The organism is Puribacter membranae (genome assembly GCF_055380425.1).
Genome location: NZ_AP040167.1, coordinates 2160460 through 2178930, shown reverse-complemented (window position 1 = coordinate 2178930; position 18471 = coordinate 2160460). Strand labels below are relative to the sequence as shown.

Genomic DNA, 18471 nt, shown 5'->3' with positions numbered 1-18471 from the left:
AAGGCGTATTTTGTCCATGAAAATCCTTTAGAATGCGGTATTCGGCGGACATTGCGTTTTGCTCAACCGATCATAATGCGACCGTTTCATCACAAAATGATGACCCAACACCGCTAAACCCATTTTTCGGCTGATTTTTATGGCATCCAACCTCAATTTTTTTGCCCGTTTTTTTGCATTAAGTCGACGCAAACAACTGGTCGTTTTGATTGTCCTCGCATTGACGCTGTTCATCGGTGTTCGCGTTTACCAAGCCTTGACCAAAACCAGTCGCAGCAAAACCGCTGAAACCACCGTGGTTCAAATCAAACGTTCTGAAATCACCCAATTGCAAGCAGTGTCTTTGGACAAAACCCTACCGATTTCCGGCTCGCTCAATCCTTTGGAACAAACCTTGGTCAGCGCACGCGCCAGTGGTGAAGTGCAAAGCGTCGCGGTGCGCGAAGGCCAAGCCGTCAGCAAAGGGCAAACTCTGGCCGAACTGGTCGCCACCACCTATCAGGCGCAATACGACCAAGCCCGCGCCAATGTAGCCTCCGCCGAACAAAGCCTAAATTTGGCACAAAAAGACTACCAAAATAACGAAGAGCTATACCGTTCCGGCTTTATCGCCAAAATGGCCTTGCAGCGACTCGAAGTCGCCCTGCAAAACGCACGCAGCACCTTGACCAATGCGCAGCAAACCCTCGTCATCGCACAACGCAACTTAGCCGAAACCCGTATCAATGCGCCCATCAGTGGCGTGATTGCCGCCCGCAAAATCAATCCGGGCGAAACCGTCGGCACCGGCTCGGTGTTGTTTTCCATCGTAAATGAGGACAGTTTTGAAGTCTCCGCGCCGATCTCCGCCGAGCAAGTCGGGCAAATCGCCATCGGCCAAACCGTGCAATTGCGCACGCCCGGCGTGATTGACGCCTTCACCGGCACGGTCGAACGCATCAATCCGGCGGCTCAAGCCGGCTCGCGCAGTTTCACCGTCTATGTACGCGTGAACAACACCGGCGCCCTGCGCGCAGGCATGTATGCGCAAGGCGATATTTTGCTCTCCAGCAAACCGAATGTCCTGAGCGTGCCTGCCAGCGCCATTCACACCAAAAACGAGCGGCGCTATGTCTATGTCCTGAACAACGACCGCATCGAGCAACGCGAAGTCACGCTGGGCGAGCGCGCCAGTGAAGCCGCCGATGCGCCGACCGAAATCACCTCCGGTTTGCAACAAGGCGAATCGGTGGTGCGTTTGGATCTGGGCGACATCAAACCCGAACAAAAAGTAGAATTGGTCGAGAATTCCGGCCAAGCGAGCGACAGCACGACCAACACGGCCGCCTCAAACAACGCTGCACAGACCGAAGCGCCCAAAACCTTTTGGGGCAAAATCAAAGCGTGGTTGAGCAATAAACCCAATCAAAAATAAGGCGACAGATCAGCCATGTGGTTCACTCGCGTCAGTATTAAAAACCCCGTTTTCGCCGTGATGGTCGTGTTCGGCCTCGTGGTACTGGGCATTATGGGGTACAAAAAAATGGCGGTTGACCAATTTCCCGATGTGGAAATTCCGGTCATCGTGGTGCAAACCACTTACTCGGGCGCGTCGCCCGCTTCGGTGGAGAATGATATCTCGCGGCCAATTGAGGAGGCGATCAATACGGTCGGCGGCATCAAAACCCTGACCTCACGCTCGTATCAAGGCATCTCCATAGTCATCGCGCAGTTCGAGATGAACACCAATATGGACAACGCGCTGCAAGACGTGCGGGCGAAAATTGACCGCGTGCGGCGCGAGCTGCCGAGCAATGCCGACGACCCGATCGTGACGCAAAACGACCCGAACAGCCAACCGATTTTATCGCTCGTGGTCTCGGGCAGTGACAATCGCTCGCTGCGCGAATTGACCGATATTGCCGAAAACGTGATTAAACCGCGCTTGCAAACCGCGCGCGGTGTGGGTGAAATCAATGTTTTGGGCGGCGTAAATCCGCAAATGAACATCGTGCTGGATCCGAACAAAATGAATGCCTTGGGCATCGGCATCAACGAAATCGCCACCGCGATTAAAAATGCGAACCAAGAGCTTCCCGCAGGCGTCGTCAAAAATCAGGAAAAAGAACTCACCGTCCAAGTCAAAGGCCGCTTAAAAGACGAGCAGGATTTTCGCCGCCTGATCATCGGCACTCGCGGCGGTCAGCCGGTGTATTTGGAGCAAGTAGCGCAGGTGGAAGACGGCATTGCCGAGAAGAAAAGCGCCGCCATGACCGACGGACAGCCGACACTCTCGATCACCATCATCAAATCCAGCGGCACGAATACCTTGGAAGTCGCGGACAACGTGCGCACGCAAATGGCACAATTGCAAAAAAGCCTGCCCGCAGACATCAAGATTTCCACCCGCCAAGACCAAACCGTCAGCATTCGTTCCAGCGTGAACGAGGTGCGCAATACGATTTTCGAAGGCGCGTTTTTGGCGATTTTGATCGTATTCTTATTCCTGCACTCATGGCGCAGCACGGTCATCACCGCGATCACGCTGCCGGTTTCGATCATCGGCACGTTTGGTTTCATGTATGTGCTCGGTTACAGCATCAACAACCTGACCTTGATGGCGCTCTCGCTCTCGGTCGGGCTGCTGATTGACGATGCCATCGTCGTGCGCGAAAACATCGTGCGCCACATGCAGATGGGAAAAGACCATTACAACGCGGCGCTTGAGGGCACGCAGGAAATCGGCCTGGCGGTACTGGCCACGACACTCAGTATCGTCGCGGTATTTGTCCCGATCGGTTACATGAATGGCACCATCGGCCAGTTTTTCCACCAATTCGGCATCACCGTGGCAATCGCCGTGCTGCTGTCGATGTTCGTATCCTTCACACTTGATCCGATGCTCTCGTCCAAATGGCACGATCCCGATTCGGAGCGACCGCTGGAGCAGCGTACCGGCGCGCGCGTATTGGTTTGGTTTGAACGACAAGTGGAGGCCTTTAGTGACACTTATCAAAAAATGCTCAAGTTGGCGCTCAAACACCGCATCATGACGCTGCTGATTGCCGCCGCGACCTTTGTCATCAGCCTGATGATCGTACCGATCATCGGCTCCGAGTTCGTGCCACAAGGCGACTATTCGGAAATGAATGTGAAATTCAAAACGCCAGTCGGCACATCGCTGGATCAAAGCACGGAAAAAACCCGTCAGGTGCAAGCCGTGCTCAAAGAGAAATTCCCCGAGGTGGATTACAGCTTCGCGCGCATCGGCGGCGGCACGAATGACAACAATGTGGTCAGCCTGTATGTCAAACTCAAGCCCGTCTCGGAGCGCTCGCGTAAAGTCAACGCCTTGCAAGGCCCGATGCGCGAAGAATTATCCAAAATCGCCGGTATTCGCCTGTCCAAAGTCACGGGACAAGAAGGCGGCCCCGCAGGCTCGAACAAACGCTTGATTTACAACATCCAAGGGCCGGATTTGAAACGCCTTGAGGCCTACAGCACCGAGGTTTTGACCGCGCTCAAATCCGTTCCCGGACTGATGGATTTGGAATCCTCGGTTGCAGAGAAAAAACCCGCGTTGGATATCGTGATGGATCATCAAAAGGCTGCCGATCTGGGTGTGAACAGCAGCGCAGTGTCTTCGATTTTGGCCGGTATGATTACGGGCTATAAAGCCGGCAGCTGGCGCGCGCCGAATGACCGCGACTACGACATTGAACTGCGTCTGCCCGCCGATCAGCGTACCCGTCCGGAGGATGTGGTGAATATGAAAATCACCACAGGCATCAACACCAGTACGGGCGAACCGATTCAAATTCGCGTGGGTGACGTGGCCGATATTCGCTATGGCGAAACGGCCACCGAAATCGTGCGCGAGAATCTGGTGCGGCAAATCCGCATCGACGGCAATCCGATGAACCGCAGCGTCGGCGATGTATCGAGCGACATTGAACAGGTATTGCAAACCATCAAATGGGAGCCGGGCTATGGTTACTCGGTCGCTGGCGATGCACAGGACTCGGCGGAGTCCGCCGGGCATGCCGCCGCCGCATTGGGCCTGGCGGTGATTTTCATTTACATGGTGTTGGCGTCGCAATTTAACAGTTTCATTCAGCCGATAGCGATCATGAGCACCCTGCCTTTGTCCTTGATCGGTGTGTTTTTGGCCTTGCTGATGTTTAACTCAACGTTAAATATTTTCTCCATCGTCGGCTTTATTTTGCTCATGGGTTTGGTCACGAAAAACGCGATTTTGTTGATCGACTTCATTAACCAAGCGCGTGCGCACGGCGCCACCCGCACCGAAGCGATTTTGGAAGCAGCACATATCCGTTTACGCCCGATTCTGATGACGACTTTGGCAATGATTTTCGGCATGTTACCGCTGGCATTGGCGCTGGGCGAAGGCGCCGAACAGCGCGCGCCGATGGGTCAGGCAGTGATCGGTGGTACGATCACATCAACCTTATTAACACTGGTGGTCGTGCCGGTGGTGTACACCTTCCTTGACGATGGTGCAAGCAAAGTGCGACACTGGTGGGCGAATCGTCATGCAACCCATAATGGCGCATGACGGATATGATTTGGACAGGGCGACTTCTCATCCCGATGAAATTGAGTTGATTGATGCGTCTTAGAGAGGAGCATACGATGAAACGAACCGCTTTATACAATATGGTGCACCAGCAAATCCGTCCGTGGGACGTGCACAATCGCGAATTATTACGCTTATTGCGCAGCTTGCCACGCGAAGATTTCTTGCCGACCGAACTGCGTCCATTCGCCTACATGGACATTGAATTACCGTTGGTGCTCAATGATGGCGATAACACCGGTACCAAGCTGATGCCACCGCGCCTGCTCGCACGCATGGTGCAGGAATTGGACTTGCAAGGCACGGAAAACGTCGCGCTCGTCGGCTTGGGCGACGGCTACTTGGCCGCTTTGCTGGCTAAATTCGCGCGCACCGTGACCGCCTATGAAATCAACGAAAAAATCCTGCGTTTTGCGCAAAACAACCTGAACCAAGCGAATGTACACAACGTCAATTATGAGTTGGGCAACGGCCTGAAAGCCAGCTCCGACAAATTCGACGTACTCGTATTGGCAGGCAGCATCGCGCGCCTGACCCCAGCATTGCTCAATAAAATCGCGGTCGGCGGACAAATGCTCGCTGTGATCGGCGAAGCTTCGGCGCCAACGATGAGCGCCGTACTGGTCACGCGCACCGATGAGCAATCATGGGCACAAAAACCCCTGTTTGAAACCATCCTGTCGCCGCTTTCCGACGAAGAGCGCAAAAAAAGCGCAACCCCAATAGCGGGCAAAGTCTCTCAGTTCACATTCTGATGAAAGCCCGCATGCGTCATTCACGTTCGACCCCTCGATCAACGCGCCGCACCCGCACCTCATTGCGGTTCGCGGCGCTGCTGTGCGCCTTCAGCAGTGTCTGGCTCGCCCAGCCCGCACACGCCTACGACCTATGGCAGGCGTATCAGGACGCACAGAAAAACGACCCGACGTATCTCGCCAGTGCGGCGCAGAATGACGTATTGAACGCCCAAAAAGCCCAAGTGCGCGCCGCCGTACTGCCGACCGTCACCCTCTCGGGCGGCGTGTACAACACCCGCAAACAATTTTGGGGTGAAACCAAAGCCGTGAATAGCCGCACGCATCCGGCCAGCCTGACCGTCGGTCTGAACCAGCCGATATTCGCACTCGACAAACTGACCGCGCTCAAACAAGTGGACGTGCAAAGCGCCATCGTTGATCTGAAAATCGCGCAAGCCAAACAAGAGCTGATCACCCGCGTGGTACAAGCCTACTTCAGCGCATGGCTGGCCGAACACAATGCACGCGTCGCCGACAATGTGGCCAAAGCCGCTGAGCGGCAGTTGGAAATGGCCAAGAAAAACTTCGAGATCGGCAACACCACCGTGATCGACACGCAGGAAGCTGAAACCGTCTGGCACAATGCGCAAGCCTCGCTGATCAACGCGCACACCGCGTGGGACAACGCCAAATCCGCGCTCGAACTACTGACCGGACGTGCGATTAACGAGCCGTTATCCAACATCCGCGCGCCACTCAAGCTCAAAATGCCCGTACCGGGCAGCGCCGATTCATGGGTAGAACATGCCAAACAAAGCAATTACAACGTACAAATTGCCCAGCTCAACTACCGATTCAATACCTTGGACACCACGCGCATCGGACAAAAGCGCCTGCCGCAAATCAACGTCGTGGCCAAACGCACTTGGGGCAACACCAACTTGCAACGCGAGCCGGACGAGCAATCCGCCGTGACCACCGTTGGTCTCGAACTATCCATGCCGATTTTTGATGGCGGTCTGATCGGCGGCCAAGTGCGCGAAGCGCAAGCGCAGGAAAACATCAGCTTCCAAACCCTGCGCGCCACGCAGCAAAACGTTGCACAAAGCACGCGCGCAGCGTATAACCAAGCGGTGAGCGGTTTGGCCACCATCAATGCGCTGGAAAGCGCGCGCGGCGCGGCGCGAAAGTCCGCCGACTCAAACATCCTCGGCTACCAACTCGGTATGCGCATCAACATCGACGTATTGAACGCACAAAACGCCTATGCACAAGCGCAATACAACCTCGCGCAAGCGCAGTACAACACGATTTTGGGCAATGTGAATTTAAAAGCCGCGATCGGGCAATTGGGTGACGATGATGTTCAATACATCAATGCCTTGTTGGGCAACGCGAATACCAGCGATATCAACAACAGCAACGCACAGCAAACCTTACCTAAAAAGCAACAAAAAGCCGACTGATTTATCAGTCGGCTGAGGCTGTTGACAAAGCCCTATTATAAACTAAAGCTCCGTCATTCCCGCGAAAGCGGGAATCTAGTCACAAATCTAACTTGTTGTTTTTATTGAATTCTGGATACCCGCTTTCGCGGGAATGACGGCATTTTTCTTAGATTTTGCGACAAATTGCGAGACAGAGGGTTTGTCAGAAATCTGAGCCGACTGATAAATCAGTCGGCTTTTTGTTTCTATATAGATTCACTTCAATCTCACGGCGCCGTTGCCACCGCGGGTCGCTCTCCGGCCGTGGTTTTCAATTCCAGACCTTGGCCGTTGCGCTGAATGCCCAATTTCACCGCTTCACCCGGTTTGAGCTGCGCCACGACATTGACCATGCTGTTGACATCAATGATTTCCGTATCATTGATCTTGGTCAAAATATCACCCACTTGCACGCCCGCTTGCGCCGCCGGCCCGTTGGTCGCGACACTGGCGATGATCACACCGTTGGCGTTGGGCAGATTGAATGCTTTGGCCATTTGCGGAGTGATGTTTTGACTGCTTGCACCGATGTAGCCGCGCGAGACTTTACCGGTTTTGATGAGTTCTTCGGCCACTTGTTGCAGGGTTGAGACCGGAATCGCGAAGCCAACACCTGCATTACCGGTGTTGTTGCCCGTACCGGAATTGACGATGAAATTATTAATGCCAACCAGATTGCCATTGGAGTCGATCAACGCGCCGCCCGAGTTACCCTCGTTGATCGCCGCGTCGGTCTGAATGAAGTTTTCAAAGGTATTCACACCCATTTTCGTGCGGTGCAGCGCCGAGACGATACCCATGGAGACGCTTTGCCCGACGTCGAACGGATTGCCAATGGCCAAAACCACGTCGCCTACGCGCAACTCATCTTCGCGCCCCATGGTGATGGATGTGAGATCAGGCAAATCGATTTTTAACACGGCCAAATCATTGTCCGGATCAACGCCGACCAGCTTTGCCGCTGCATCGCGGTTGTCATCCAGCACCACTTGAATCTGCGACGCGCCGGAAATCACGTGCTGGTTGGTGACGATGTAACCTTGCTTGTCGATAATCACGCCCGAGCCGCTGCCCTTTTCAATGCCCGCGGTCGCGCTATTGGTGGTGTAGATGCGCACGACGGAAGGAATGGCTTTGGCCACCGCTTCATGGTAGGATAGGCCGGCCAGATTGGCTGGCGCTTGCTTGAAGGTCAGATTCGCATTCGGATCCGCTCGCTTGACCGAGACACTGTCCCGCCCCAACGTAGACAAGTTCGGCAACCACTGCGGTTTGAGCGTGATGACGATGAACGCCAGCAAGACCAATACCGTCACGATTTGTGTTAACCCTAACCAAACTTTTTTGAACATGAACCGTACCCAATTACTCAGTGAAATCGAACTGTTGCTGAATCCCTCACAGTTCAAAGATTATGCCCCGAATGGACTGCAAGTCCAAGGCAGGGACAGTATAACGAAAATTGCCTGCGCTGTCACAGCAAGTCAGGCCGTGATCGATGCCGCCGCCGATTGGGGCGCCGATGCGTTGCTTGTACACCACGGTTATTTTTGGCGCGGCGAAGATGCCAGCATCGTCGGCATGAAATACCAACGCGTGCGTCGCCTGATCGAAGCCAACATCAACCTCATCGCCTACCATTTGCCGCTGGACGCGCACCCAACACTGGGTAATAACGCCCAACTCGCGCACAAGCTCGGCTTGAGCGTCAGTGGGCAATCACCGACCGAACCGCTGGTCTGGTACGGCACGCACGATGACAACCCAACGCTGGCGCATTTTTGCCAAATGACCGAGACCGCACTCGGACGCAAACCACTATTGATTGGCGACACACACGCCCACCTCGGACGTGTCGCATGGTGCACCGGCGGTGCGCAAGACTACATCCACGAGGCCGCACTTCTCGGCGCAAACACCTACATCTCCGGCGAAATCTCCGAGCGTACCTACCACGAAGCGCGCGAACTGGGCATCAACTACCTCGCCTGCGGCCACCACGCCACCGAACGTTACGGCATACAAGCGCTGGGCAAACACCTATCGGCGCAGTTTGGGCTGGAATACCGCTTCATCGACGAAGACAATCCGGTTTAATCAACATCTATGCAGCAAATCCTCAGCAGTGGTTTCGCCGAACAAACCATCCAAAAATCACGCTTCATCGCCCGCGCCACCTACGCCGACAGTGAACAGTCCGTCGCGGCCATGCTACGCCAACTCGCTAGCGACTACCCCAACGCCAGCCACCTCGCCTATGCCTATCGCATCCAAACGCCCGACGGCATCATCCTACGCTTTTCCGACGACGGCGAACCTTCCGGCACCGCAGGCAAACCCATCATCCCGCATCTCGAAGGACGCGAACTCATCAATATCTGCGTTGGCGTGATTCGCTACTACGGTGGTATCAATCTGGGCACGGGCGGACTGGTGCGCGCCTACGCGGGTACGGCGAAAATGGCACTGGATAACGCCTCAATCGGCGAATTCATCGAGCAAGCCGAATACCAACTCACACTCAACTACAAACAAATCGACGGATTCAAGCGGGATTTAGCGCAGCTCGGCGGTGAATTGATTCATGCCGAATTTGCCGATGTGGTACACGCGTGGGTGCGCGTGCCGGTCAGTGCGTGGGATGCGTTGCGCGATAAATACGCTGTTTAATTATTAGCGTTTCGCCCATTGATTCAGCAGCAGCTTGTAGGGTGTGCAAATCATTTTCGATTTACACACCAAAAACAGCCGATACAAACAAGAAGGTGGGCAAATTAAAATTTGCCCACCCTAATTGCTAGTGTCGTCATGCTCATATTGTTGCCTAACGTTGGAGTTAAGCGGTCTGTCAGCCGGCGCGCCCTCATAGGCCCCACGCATCTACTTTGGTAACGCGATGATTGAGGCCAAAGCTAACTCGGACTAATGATTCTTGCATTTCATTGACGCCTCCTGAGGCAACACGACGCTTTAGAACATACCACTGGGTGTAACCGATAACTTTTCGCTGCTTTATGATTGGTTCATAGAGGGGACGAACTTCATCTGGCTCTCCAAGAATGGCTGCGACCTCTTTAGAGGACATGCCGGGAATAACCTGAAGATAGCCATTACGAATTTGAGCAGAGCGCTCAGATGAGGCTACGAACGGGTAATTGGCAATGGACTTTTCTGATGGGAGTGCCATTGCGGATTGCCAACATAAGGTGGCGACTACAAAGATGAGAAAGGAATGCTTCATAGTGATTTCTGAGTGACGGCTAACGTTGGAGCTAAGGGGCAGGCACAGGCGGCGCATAAAATGCGAAGCATGCGCCGACTGGGACTGTCCAGCGACCGCAGGGAGCGACCTTGAGCGACTTGTTAGCCACCAATGATGCCCTCACTTTCCATGATTTTGGTGGGAATGGATTTTCTTAGCGGCAACTTACTTTCGTTGTCTATATCCATGTTAAAGGCGAAAAAGTAAACCTCTGTCTCCTTCTCAACCCACCCAACCCACCATGCGACACCAGGATTTGACTCAGTTCCCACACCAGAAAAACCAGTTTTTGAATGCACTAGATATTCAGGTGCCGCCTCCGTTACCAAAGCCTCTTTTACTATTAGCTGGTTTTCTTTAGATGCTGACAATTTATTTAAATATAGAGACTCTAGAAACTCCACTTGATTAACTGCGGAAATTCTAAGCTGGCCTTCCAACCAGAATTTGTCAATGCCACCACTGATATTCTGGTTGCCATAGGAAAATTTTTTAAGGTATTTCTGCATTCTTACTTCGCCAACTTCTCTGGCGATTTGTTGAAATACGGGAACAGCTGAAACTTGTATTGCCCCTCTTAAGGTCAAGTCTCTTTCCCATTGCTTCATGGCTCTTGGCTTTCCGTCCCATTTGAAAACCTGATGCTCATTCTTTATGACACCAGTTTCTAGGCCGATAATTGCGTTGGGGATCTTAAATGTTGATGCTGGAAGATATTCCTTTGATGCACGAGCTAAGTCATTGGTAGCGCAGGATTTACTGCTACTTTTACAAAGCACGAAGACACCATTGACGGCTTCGGCAGAGAACTCTTTGTTCCAAGACGTATTTTCTGTAATTGAACCAGCTAATGCCGTACTCGAAAGACACGCGATAATTACATATGCGGCAAATGTTTTCATGGCACCTTCTTGGTGGCTAACTATACTTATACGTCAACACCGACGCATAAGATTCTTTCATATTGATCAATAACATTCTTTAACCTCCTCCAACCTATTGTTTATCAAATAAAATTTTTCACACATGGATGTTATGCGACCTAATCAATCACATAAAACATCAAACCCTATTTCGCTCCATTGTAGTCTCTTTTTACCCGTTTTCCAATAAATCCCGCTCACTCAACCTTCGCAACAATTGCTCCGCTGGCTTGGGCAGCGCGAGGCTGAATTTTGGTTCGTTCAAATCCAGCCAACGTCCCGATGCGGTGTTGCTGATGTGTTGCGCTTGCGTGTCGTTCAGCTCGATCAAATACGGCTGGATGTGTAGCTGTCGATGGGTCAGGCGGTGTTTGAGTGGGGTGAGTTTTTGTGCGGCGGCGTGTTCCAATCGCGCTTGCGTGGGGAAGGTCCAGAGTTTGGCCCAAATGCCGCGTTCGGGTTGTTGCTCCAGCCACACGCCTTGTCCACAGCGGTAGATGTACCAGTCAAAATGCAGTTCTTTAACCGCCGTGGCGACTTTGGGTGCGGGGATTTGCTCGGTGGCGTTTTCTGCGAGGGCGACGCACTGCGTTGACCACGGGCAGGCTTGGCAATTCGGCAGGGTGCGTGTACAGAGGGTCGCACCCAAGTCCATCACGCCTTGCGTGTAGGCGCGTATTCCGCGTTCAAACGGGATTTTGAGGCGTTGGGCATCTTGTGGTGTGAACAGGGTTTCATGCGCGTTTGCCCACAGGATTTTATCCGTCGCCGCACTGGGCGCGGCGCGTATGCCATACACGCGGCTCAAAATTCGTTTGACGTTACCATCGAGTATCGGCGCGGGGTAGGCATAGGCGAATACGGCAATCGCCGCTGCGGTCGATACGCCAATGCCGGGTAGGGTTTGCAACTGCTCGGGGGTGCGCGGAAACTCGCCACCGAACTCGTCCACCACACGCTGCGCGCAGGCGTGCAAGTTGCGCGCGCGGCTGTAGTAGCCCAATCCCGCCCACAGCGCGAGCACTTCGTCCTGCGAGGCGCGCGCTAAATCCTGCACGGTTGGGAATTTGTCCAAAAACCGCGCGTAGTAGTCAATCACGGTGACGACTTGGGTTTGCTGCAGCATGATTTCGGACAGCCAAATGCGGTAGGCATCGTGCGTGTTTTGCCACGGCAGGTCGTGCCTTCCGTGTTGCAACTGCCACGCGACCAGTCGCTGCGCCAATGAGTCGTTTTTACTCATGATTTGCGTCCGCGTTTGGGTTTTTGGCATTTCGGGCAAAAGTAGGTGGCGCGCTGCGCCTGTACGATGCGCTCAACCGGTGTCTTGCAGCGCACGCAGGGCTGATCGAAGCGGTCATAGATTTTGAAATCCATTTGAAAATAGCCGCTGGTTCCGTCGCTATTCACAAAGTCTTTGAGCGTGCTGCCGCCCTGCGCGATGGCTCGCGCCAATAGCAGCGGAATGTGCTCGGCGAGTGCGTCGCACTGCGTGCGGGTGAGTTGATTGGCGGGGGTTTGTGGATGGATGCCGCACAAAAACAGTACTTCGCTGGCGTAAATATTGCCCACGCCGACCACCCATTTACCGCTCATCAGCGCGACTTTAATGTCCTGAGTGAGGCTGCGGGTGGCGCGATAGATGTGTTCGCCATCAAAGGCCGGATCAAACGGTTCCATGCCCAAACTCTGCAAACGTGGATGCGTACGCCAGTCGCCATCGGCTGCGTCGTGCCACAACACCGAGCCGAAACGACGCGGGTCGTGAAAGCGCAGAATCTGCTCCCCAAGCTCCCAATCGACGTGATCGTGTTTCTGTGGCGGAGTGTTTTTCGCCACGATGCGCAGACTGCCGGACATGCCGAGGTGAATCAGCAGCGTGCCACAGCGTCCGTCCGCGCAGCTGATGTGGATCGCCAGATATTTACTGCGCCGCTCGGTGCGCTCGATGCGGGCGTTTTTCAGCCACTTGGGCAGCTGCGCGTCGATCGGCCAGCGCAGCGCGCTTTGGCGCACCACCATGCGCGAGACGGTTTGTCCTTCGATGTGTGGCGCCACGCCCATGCGGGTGACTTCCACTTCGGGTAATTCGGGCATATTTAATACACCATTGAACGATACGATGATCGGGTTAGAAACAGAACTTGCAGCATAAAATTGGTTACAATGCCTTTTATTTTCGACACAGATCGCAGCCCAATGAAACACACTTCGCATTCCACCGTCAGCCGCTCACCCTTTGCCATGCGCCGTATTGTATCAGCCATTGCAGCGGGTATGCTCGGTTTGGCGGCGAGCGCTTTTTCGACGCACGCACTGGCGCAAACCCGTGACGTTTTGCCGGACAAAATCGAGTCGCAAGAGAGCAAAACCGAATACGTTTTACCCAAACAAAAGCTCACCTACGAAATCACCGCCTATCAAATTCTCAGCGATATGGCGCTCACGCGTGGCGAGCTGAGAACGGCCTACCAAGGCTATCTGCGCCTCGCACAAAAAACCCGTGATCCGCGCTACGCCGAGCGTGCGTATGTGGTGGCGGCATTGGCAGACGACCCCGCGTCGGCATTGATCGCCGCGCAGTTGCTCAAAAGCCTCGCGCCGAGCGCCACGCTGGGCGACTCGTTGATCGAACAAATGGCCTTGGCCAATATTTTGAAGAAAAGCGAAGCCGGTCAACTGCAATCGGCCTACCAAGACACCCAAGCCTTTCTCAAAAAGCATCCCAAGCACGAAGTCGGCCTGACTCTGTTGGGCGATTTGGCCGGAAAACTGGGCTATACCGACGATCAATTGCATGCCTTTGAGCAGCTGTACGCGCTCACGCCAAACGATGCCGAAGCGATGAACAACCTCGGTTACTACTTGGCTGACCACAATATTCGTCTGAACGAGGCGGAAAAATTGATCAAACGCGCGTTGAAAATATCACCGACCGCGCCACACATCATTGACTCTGCCGCATGGCTGGCGTATCGCCAAGGCAAACTCACGCAAGCGGTTCAATTAAGCCGTGCCGCCGTAGCCGCGCAGCCCAGCCCGGATGTGCGACTGCATCTGGCAGAAATTCTTTGGGTGTCCAACGGGTCGGGCGAGCGTGACGAAGCGCGAACCCTGTTTACTCAACTCAAAACCGAAATCGACGCAAACGACACCATGCTGATCAAACAATTCAATGAAACCACGCGACGTCTGGGTGTGGATGCCACCGCACCATAGCCCACCAACACATCATGAATCCTATGACCTCAAACCGACACATCCTTTCACATCATCTACGCTACCTACGCCGCCTGTGCGTCGGGCTGAGTGTGATCGCATTGACCACATTGACCGCGTGCAGCACGCTCAAACCCGTTGAGCGCACTGAAAAACCCTATTTCAATATGGAAGGCCGCATGGCCGTTGACATGCCGCGCTCACCGGAAAAAGGCTCCTCGGGCAAAATCCGCTGGGACGAATACCCCAGCGCGACCGACATCACCCTGTCCACACCGTTTGGCAATGCGATTGCGCTGGTGCATTTGACCCCGACGCAGGCGACCTACAAAGGCTCCGACGGCAGCGTGGTAACCGAGGACTCCGCAGATGAACTGTTTTACCGCCTGTTTGGCATGGATATGCCGATTGCCAATTTGCGCGACTGGATCGGCACGCCGAATCGTCCTTTGGTCAAAGTGCGCGATGAAAACGGCTGGCATGTCGTCGTGACCGACACCTTTGCCAACCCCAATCTGGCCAAACGCATCGAGGTATCGCGCAACCAGCCCGAGCCGATGACCCTGACCTTGGGCATCGACAACCGCTCGGACATCAAAGACACCGACAGCGCACCAATCGAGGAAGAGGTTGATTTGGACAAACTCCTGCCACCCGGCGCACAAGAAAAAACCATTACACCGGCTCAGCCCGCTGTGAAAAAACCCATCAAAAAGCCGTAATTAACCAGCCCTTTTCCTATGCGCCACACCTACCAAAGCCCCGCGAAAATCAACTGGTTCCTGCACATCACCGGACGTCGTGCGGACGGCTACCACAGTTTGGAAACCGTTTTTCAGCGCATCGACTGGTGCGACGAAATTCACATCACACCGAATCGTGACGGGCGAATTTACCTGTCGGACAGCGCCAGTATCAGTGTGAGCGATAACTTGATTTACCGCGCCGCATTGGCATTGAAAGCCCATTTGCAGCAGCGCGCGCCAAACAGCGAGCAGGCCGAACGCGTGGCGCAACTGGGTGCCGACATTGAGCTGAAAAAAAATATCCCGATGGGCGCGGGTTTGGGCGGCGGCAGCAGCGATGCTGCGACCACCTTGATCGCGCTCAATGATTTGTGGCAGGCCCATTTGGACAATGCCACCTTACAAGGCATCTGTCTGACACTGGGCGCAGACGTACCGTTTTTCATCAGCCCGCATTCGGCTGCATTCGCGCGCGGCGTGGGCGAAGAACTGACCCCGATGGCGTTAGCGCCACGCGAATTGCTGTTGGTCAAACCCAATGTTCATGCCGATACGCGCTTGGTGTACCAGCACCCGCTGCTGGTGCGCGACCATGCGCCGCTGGAAACAGGGATTCACGATTTAGAACGGCAATTGCAGCGACTGGACGCACACGCACCGTTTTCCAACGACATGCAGTCGGCTGCATTCATCATCGCACCCGAAATCGAAGCGGTCTACAAAACTCTACAGGCCGTCGCACCACAGGCCTATGTGTGCATGAGCGGCTCCGGCGCCACGGTATTCGCCTGCCCGAACACAGCGGACGAGCGCGCTGCTTTGGCGCAGTGGCAAACCACCGACTGCCCGAGTCATTGGCTCAGCCGCTGGTGCAAAACCTTGGGTTAAAGCAAACGGGGCGCAGTAAAGCGCCCCAATCATCGCCGCCCATTCAACAATATTATTCAGATGGTTGAACAAAATACCCACTGACCCGCCAAAGACCATCCGTCTCACGTATTGGCGTCACCGTTTCAATCGCAGTCACGCGATTGGCAAAGCGGGTTTGGTATTGAATCATCACATATTCATCCGTCGGCGCATTGGGCACAGGGGGTTTGTATTGCACCAACACGGGCTGACGTGAAATGACGGCGCCCAGTGGCGCGCGTGCTTCGGTCAGGGCGGTTTGCCATTGTGCGGATGTCACGGCTTTTTTAAACGGCTGCGCCGCCTCTAGCCAAGACTTCGGATAATCACCCTGATCCACACCAAGCAGCCATGTATGCGCGGCATTTTGCGCCTTTTGAAATTCCGCCGCTTCATCGGCAAAAGCCATCGACGTGTGAGTCAGTAAAGAAAAAGTGGTTAAAAACAGTAAATGACGCATAAAACCTCGGAAAAAAGCATTCAGAAAACACAAGCCTCAAACCACCATCAATCGCATTCAAAATGAAACAGCGACCTCTCCTGCTGTAGCTTGTACACGGAGTCAACTGGGCGCTCTTGCGTGATTCGTGTGTACTCATAAATCGTCCCTGCGTCGCGAAAATCATCACTCGACGAGCTCGGTAAAGACGCGCGTGCCGCTGATTTTAAAACGTAGGCATTCATTTCTGTGTCATGATCGTACTGAGTCAAATCAATACGCTCCGCTTCACCGTAAAGCATCGGCTCTTTGTCATCGACAAATTCAGCATACTTGGAATTGAACCATAACTTATTCGGTAAGCCTATACCAACCCGCGCTTTTAAGGCGCGTAAAAACTGCTGATCCTCATCGGATAGTTTATCGAGCGCCTCTTTATCAGCCTGCGATAAAAAACCACCCCGATCAAACAACAACGTTCCGCCCTGTATTTTCGCCTCGAAAGGCTGGTTCTCGCGATCAACAGGATAGTGCTGCACGATAAAGTCGTTGAGATTTTGATCGATGGCAAATTCAAATGTATGCGGCGTTTGGTCTTCGTGATCCCAATTGGAGTGCGTCTGTACAATCATCGTTTGTGCGGATGTGTTGGGAAACATAGAGACAAAAGGCCACGACGTGCAATTGGCATCCGCATTAAACACGCGGGACAAGCTTGGCTTACTCTGCCCTGCAGTAACCAAGCCGATGTAGGTTTCGGCTTGCTCAAACCCCGAGAAAAAGACCCGCGTCGAGCCGCGCAGCTTCGGATCATACCGACCATACACCGCGAATCGCTCCTTGACATAATCGGGCTGAAACCTGACCGTGGCATTGTCGATCTGCCAAGTACCGATTTGAATCCCACCAAAGTATGGAATGGCATAAAAACCGTCGTTAAAAACAACCAGTTTGGGCGAGCCTTCCGGCGAATGGGATTGGCTGTGATAAACGCCGGAAATATCCGGCTGTTGCGCCTTTTTAAACCTCCCCGCTTCATCGGCAAAAGCCATCGACGTGTGCGTCAGAGCCATCAGCACGCTGAAAACCCATAGAATTTGACGCAAATAAATGCGCATACCCGCTCCTAAAAAGGGCTTTGTAAAAAGACCATCCCAAACACCCTCGATTAAAACCAATAATCCGCGACACAGCGCCCATCGCGCGGCAAATCCTCAAACGAATCCAACCCGTCAAAATGGTCGATCGGTATGTGCGCGACCCACTCCGGCTCGGTTTGCCGTAAATTAACGGCAATGCGTCGTCGCCCATCCTGCCCTGCTTCTATGGATCGCCAAAATGAAACACCGCCACAATCGGGGCAAAAATGAAATCCGATAGTTTGATCACCGCACACATACGCTTTGCTCGGCCCCGACACGACGATGTTTTCACCTTCGTAACCATACGCCCAAAGCACGCCGTAACGGCGACAGACTGTGCAATTACACGCAGTGGCGGACTCGGGGATGCCTTGATGCGTCCATGAAACAGCACCGCAGTGACAACAACCTGAAATAGACTGAGGATGATTCATTTGAACTCTTATCATTTAAGTGGTGGGGTGATTCTACCCCCGACACCTTGCAAACACAACGCATCCGCCCAGGTTCATAAGGCTTCCAAACCCCAATGTCTGCGCGCCTGATTGCAGCGCTCGTCACCCGCCTCAAACTCGCGACAGGTTGTGGCGCGTTGTTCATAAATCGTGCAGCCAACCGTCTGTCCGATCTCTCCTCTGAGCGCTATGCAGCGGCGATTGGCTTGGTTCGTGCCACGCATGGCAACGTAGTGGTGGTTGAGCGGTTCGGTCAAGGCTTCGGGAACGGTTCCGTTCGGATGCGCGGTGGTTTGCCCCCAATAGAATGACACGCGAAAATAGGCGCAGCACGCGCCGCAGTTCTGGCATGGGTTGCTCATTTTTTGACTCGTCACATGAATTTCATGGGTTTTTTGCGGGCAAAATTATACAATACGTGCGTCGCCATTCATTGTTTTGTCTCACTTGATTCAATCTTGCTGAACGTGGACTCCTCCCAACGCTTTTTTTGCCATTGCACCAAAATAGGGAGTACAATTTAGATGGTGATTTCTGCTACGGTTTTTCTGTAATCACCCTTATTTTTACTGTTAT

At 53.8% G+C, this 18471-nt stretch carries 18 protein-coding genes; 9 read left to right on the top strand and 9 right to left on the bottom strand.

Features of this window, described 5'->3' with window-relative positions:
- The first annotated feature begins 139 nt into the window (after positions 1-139).
- The 4 genes from ACZ41M_RS10465 to ACZ41M_RS10450 all read left to right on the top strand — a co-directional run bounded on the left by ACZ41M_RS10465 (position 140) and on the right by ACZ41M_RS10450 (position 6779).
- On the top strand, positions 140-1414 hold the full coding sequence (locus ACZ41M_RS10465) for an efflux RND transporter periplasmic adaptor subunit (RefSeq protein ID WP_464731226.1): 1275 nt from the start codon (positions 140-142) through the stop codon (positions 1412-1414).
- A gap of 15 nt (positions 1415-1429) precedes the next feature.
- Complete coding sequence (locus ACZ41M_RS10460) at positions 1430-4555, top strand: efflux RND transporter permease subunit (RefSeq protein ID WP_464731227.1); 3126 nt, start codon at positions 1430-1432, stop codon at positions 4553-4555.
- 77 nt (positions 4556-4632) lie between these two features.
- Positions 4633-5331, top strand: coding sequence for a protein-L-isoaspartate O-methyltransferase family protein (locus tag ACZ41M_RS10455; protein ID WP_464731228.1), 699 nt, complete (start codon positions 4633-4635; stop codon positions 5329-5331).
- Positions 5332-5342: 11 nt separating this feature from the next.
- Positions 5343-6779 (top strand): TolC family outer membrane protein, encoded by a 1437-nt coding sequence (locus tag ACZ41M_RS10450; protein ID WP_464731229.1) that lies wholly within the window; start codon positions 5343-5345, stop codon positions 6777-6779.
- Positions 6780-7027: 248 nt separating this feature from the next.
- Here the strand turns inward: ACZ41M_RS10450 and ACZ41M_RS10445 are convergent, their stop codons facing one another.
- A complete protein-coding gene (locus tag ACZ41M_RS10445) occupies positions 7028-8152 on the bottom strand; it encodes a S1C family serine protease (protein ID WP_464731230.1) in 1125 nt (374 codons plus the stop codon).
- Between ACZ41M_RS10445 and ACZ41M_RS10440 the strand changes: the two genes are divergently transcribed.
- Together ACZ41M_RS10440 and ACZ41M_RS10435 are read left to right on the top strand one after the other, a co-directional pair.
- Complete coding sequence (locus ACZ41M_RS10440; protein WP_464731231.1) at positions 8151-8897, top strand: Nif3-like dinuclear metal center hexameric protein; 747 nt, start codon at positions 8151-8153, stop codon at positions 8895-8897. The two genes, ACZ41M_RS10445 and ACZ41M_RS10440, sit on opposite strands and share 2 nt — an antisense overlap.
- A gap of 9 nt (positions 8898-8906) precedes the next feature.
- The gene (locus tag ACZ41M_RS10435; RefSeq protein ID WP_464731232.1) at positions 8907-9470 is read left to right on the top strand and encodes an IMPACT family protein; all 564 of its coding nucleotides are present in this window, start codon (positions 8907-8909) and stop codon (positions 9468-9470) included.
- A 193-nt stretch (positions 9471-9663) separates the two neighbouring features.
- On the opposite strand, the gene ACZ41M_RS10430 is transcribed toward ACZ41M_RS10435, so the two are convergent.
- The 4 genes from ACZ41M_RS10430 to mutM all read right to left on the bottom strand — a co-directional run bounded on the left by ACZ41M_RS10430 (position 9664) and on the right by mutM (position 13082).
- Complete coding sequence (locus ACZ41M_RS10430; protein WP_464731233.1) at positions 9664-10041, bottom strand: hypothetical protein; 378 nt, start codon at positions 10039-10041, stop codon at positions 9664-9666.
- Between the two features lie 122 nt (positions 10042-10163).
- Positions 10164-10964, bottom strand: coding sequence for an oxacillin-hydrolyzing class D beta-lactamase OXA-10 (locus ACZ41M_RS10425; RefSeq protein WP_000846390.1), 801 nt, complete (start codon positions 10962-10964; stop codon positions 10164-10166).
- Between the two features lie 193 nt (positions 10965-11157).
- A complete protein-coding gene (gene mutY / locus ACZ41M_RS10420; protein WP_464731234.1) occupies positions 11158-12228 on the bottom strand; it encodes an A/G-specific adenine glycosylase in 1071 nt (356 codons plus the stop codon).
- The gene (gene mutM / locus ACZ41M_RS10415; protein WP_464731235.1) at positions 12225-13082 is read right to left on the bottom strand and encodes a bifunctional DNA-formamidopyrimidine glycosylase/DNA-(apurinic or apyrimidinic site) lyase; all 858 of its coding nucleotides are present in this window, start codon (positions 13080-13082) and stop codon (positions 12225-12227) included. The genes mutY and mutM overlap by 4 nt, the downstream gene beginning before the upstream one ends.
- A 102-nt stretch (positions 13083-13184) precedes the next feature.
- Between mutM and ACZ41M_RS10410 the strand changes: the two genes are divergently transcribed.
- Genes ACZ41M_RS10410 through ispE form a run of 3 tightly spaced genes read left to right on the top strand, consistent with a single transcriptional unit; the run spans position 13185 to position 15838 of the window.
- Positions 13185-14204, top strand: a complete 1020-nt coding sequence (locus ACZ41M_RS10410) for a tetratricopeptide repeat protein (RefSeq protein WP_464731236.1) — start codon at positions 13185-13187, stop codon at positions 14202-14204.
- Between the two features lie 23 nt (positions 14205-14227).
- Entirely contained in the window at positions 14228-14926 is a 699-nt protein-coding gene (locus ACZ41M_RS10405; protein WP_464731237.1) for a lipoprotein insertase outer membrane protein LolB, read from the top strand.
- Positions 14927-14944: 18 nt separating this feature from the next.
- The gene (gene ispE / locus ACZ41M_RS10400; RefSeq protein ID WP_464731238.1) at positions 14945-15838 is read left to right on the top strand and encodes a 4-(cytidine 5'-diphospho)-2-C-methyl-D-erythritol kinase; all 894 of its coding nucleotides are present in this window, start codon (positions 14945-14947) and stop codon (positions 15836-15838) included.
- Positions 15839-15890: 52 nt separating this feature from the next.
- Here ispE and ACZ41M_RS10395 read toward each other — a convergent pair whose 3' ends face one another.
- The 4 genes from ACZ41M_RS10395 to ACZ41M_RS10380 form a co-directional block, all read right to left on the bottom strand.
- Entirely contained in the window at positions 15891-16319 is a 429-nt protein-coding gene (locus tag ACZ41M_RS10395) for a DUF4019 domain-containing protein (RefSeq protein ID WP_464731239.1), read from the bottom strand.
- 47 nt (positions 16320-16366) lie between these two features.
- Positions 16367-17416: a hypothetical protein gene (locus ACZ41M_RS10390; RefSeq protein WP_464731240.1), complete on the bottom strand. Its 1050-nt coding sequence runs from the start codon at positions 17414-17416 to the stop codon at positions 16367-16369.
- A gap of 50 nt (positions 17417-17466) precedes the next feature.
- Positions 17467-17874 (bottom strand): GFA family protein, encoded by a 408-nt coding sequence (locus ACZ41M_RS10385; protein WP_464731241.1) that lies wholly within the window; start codon positions 17872-17874, stop codon positions 17467-17469.
- Positions 17875-17948: 74 nt separating this feature from the next.
- Positions 17949-18257, bottom strand: a complete 309-nt coding sequence (locus ACZ41M_RS10380; protein WP_464731242.1) for a YkgJ family cysteine cluster protein — start codon at positions 18255-18257, stop codon at positions 17949-17951.
- Between the last annotated feature and the right edge of the window lie 214 nt (positions 18258-18471).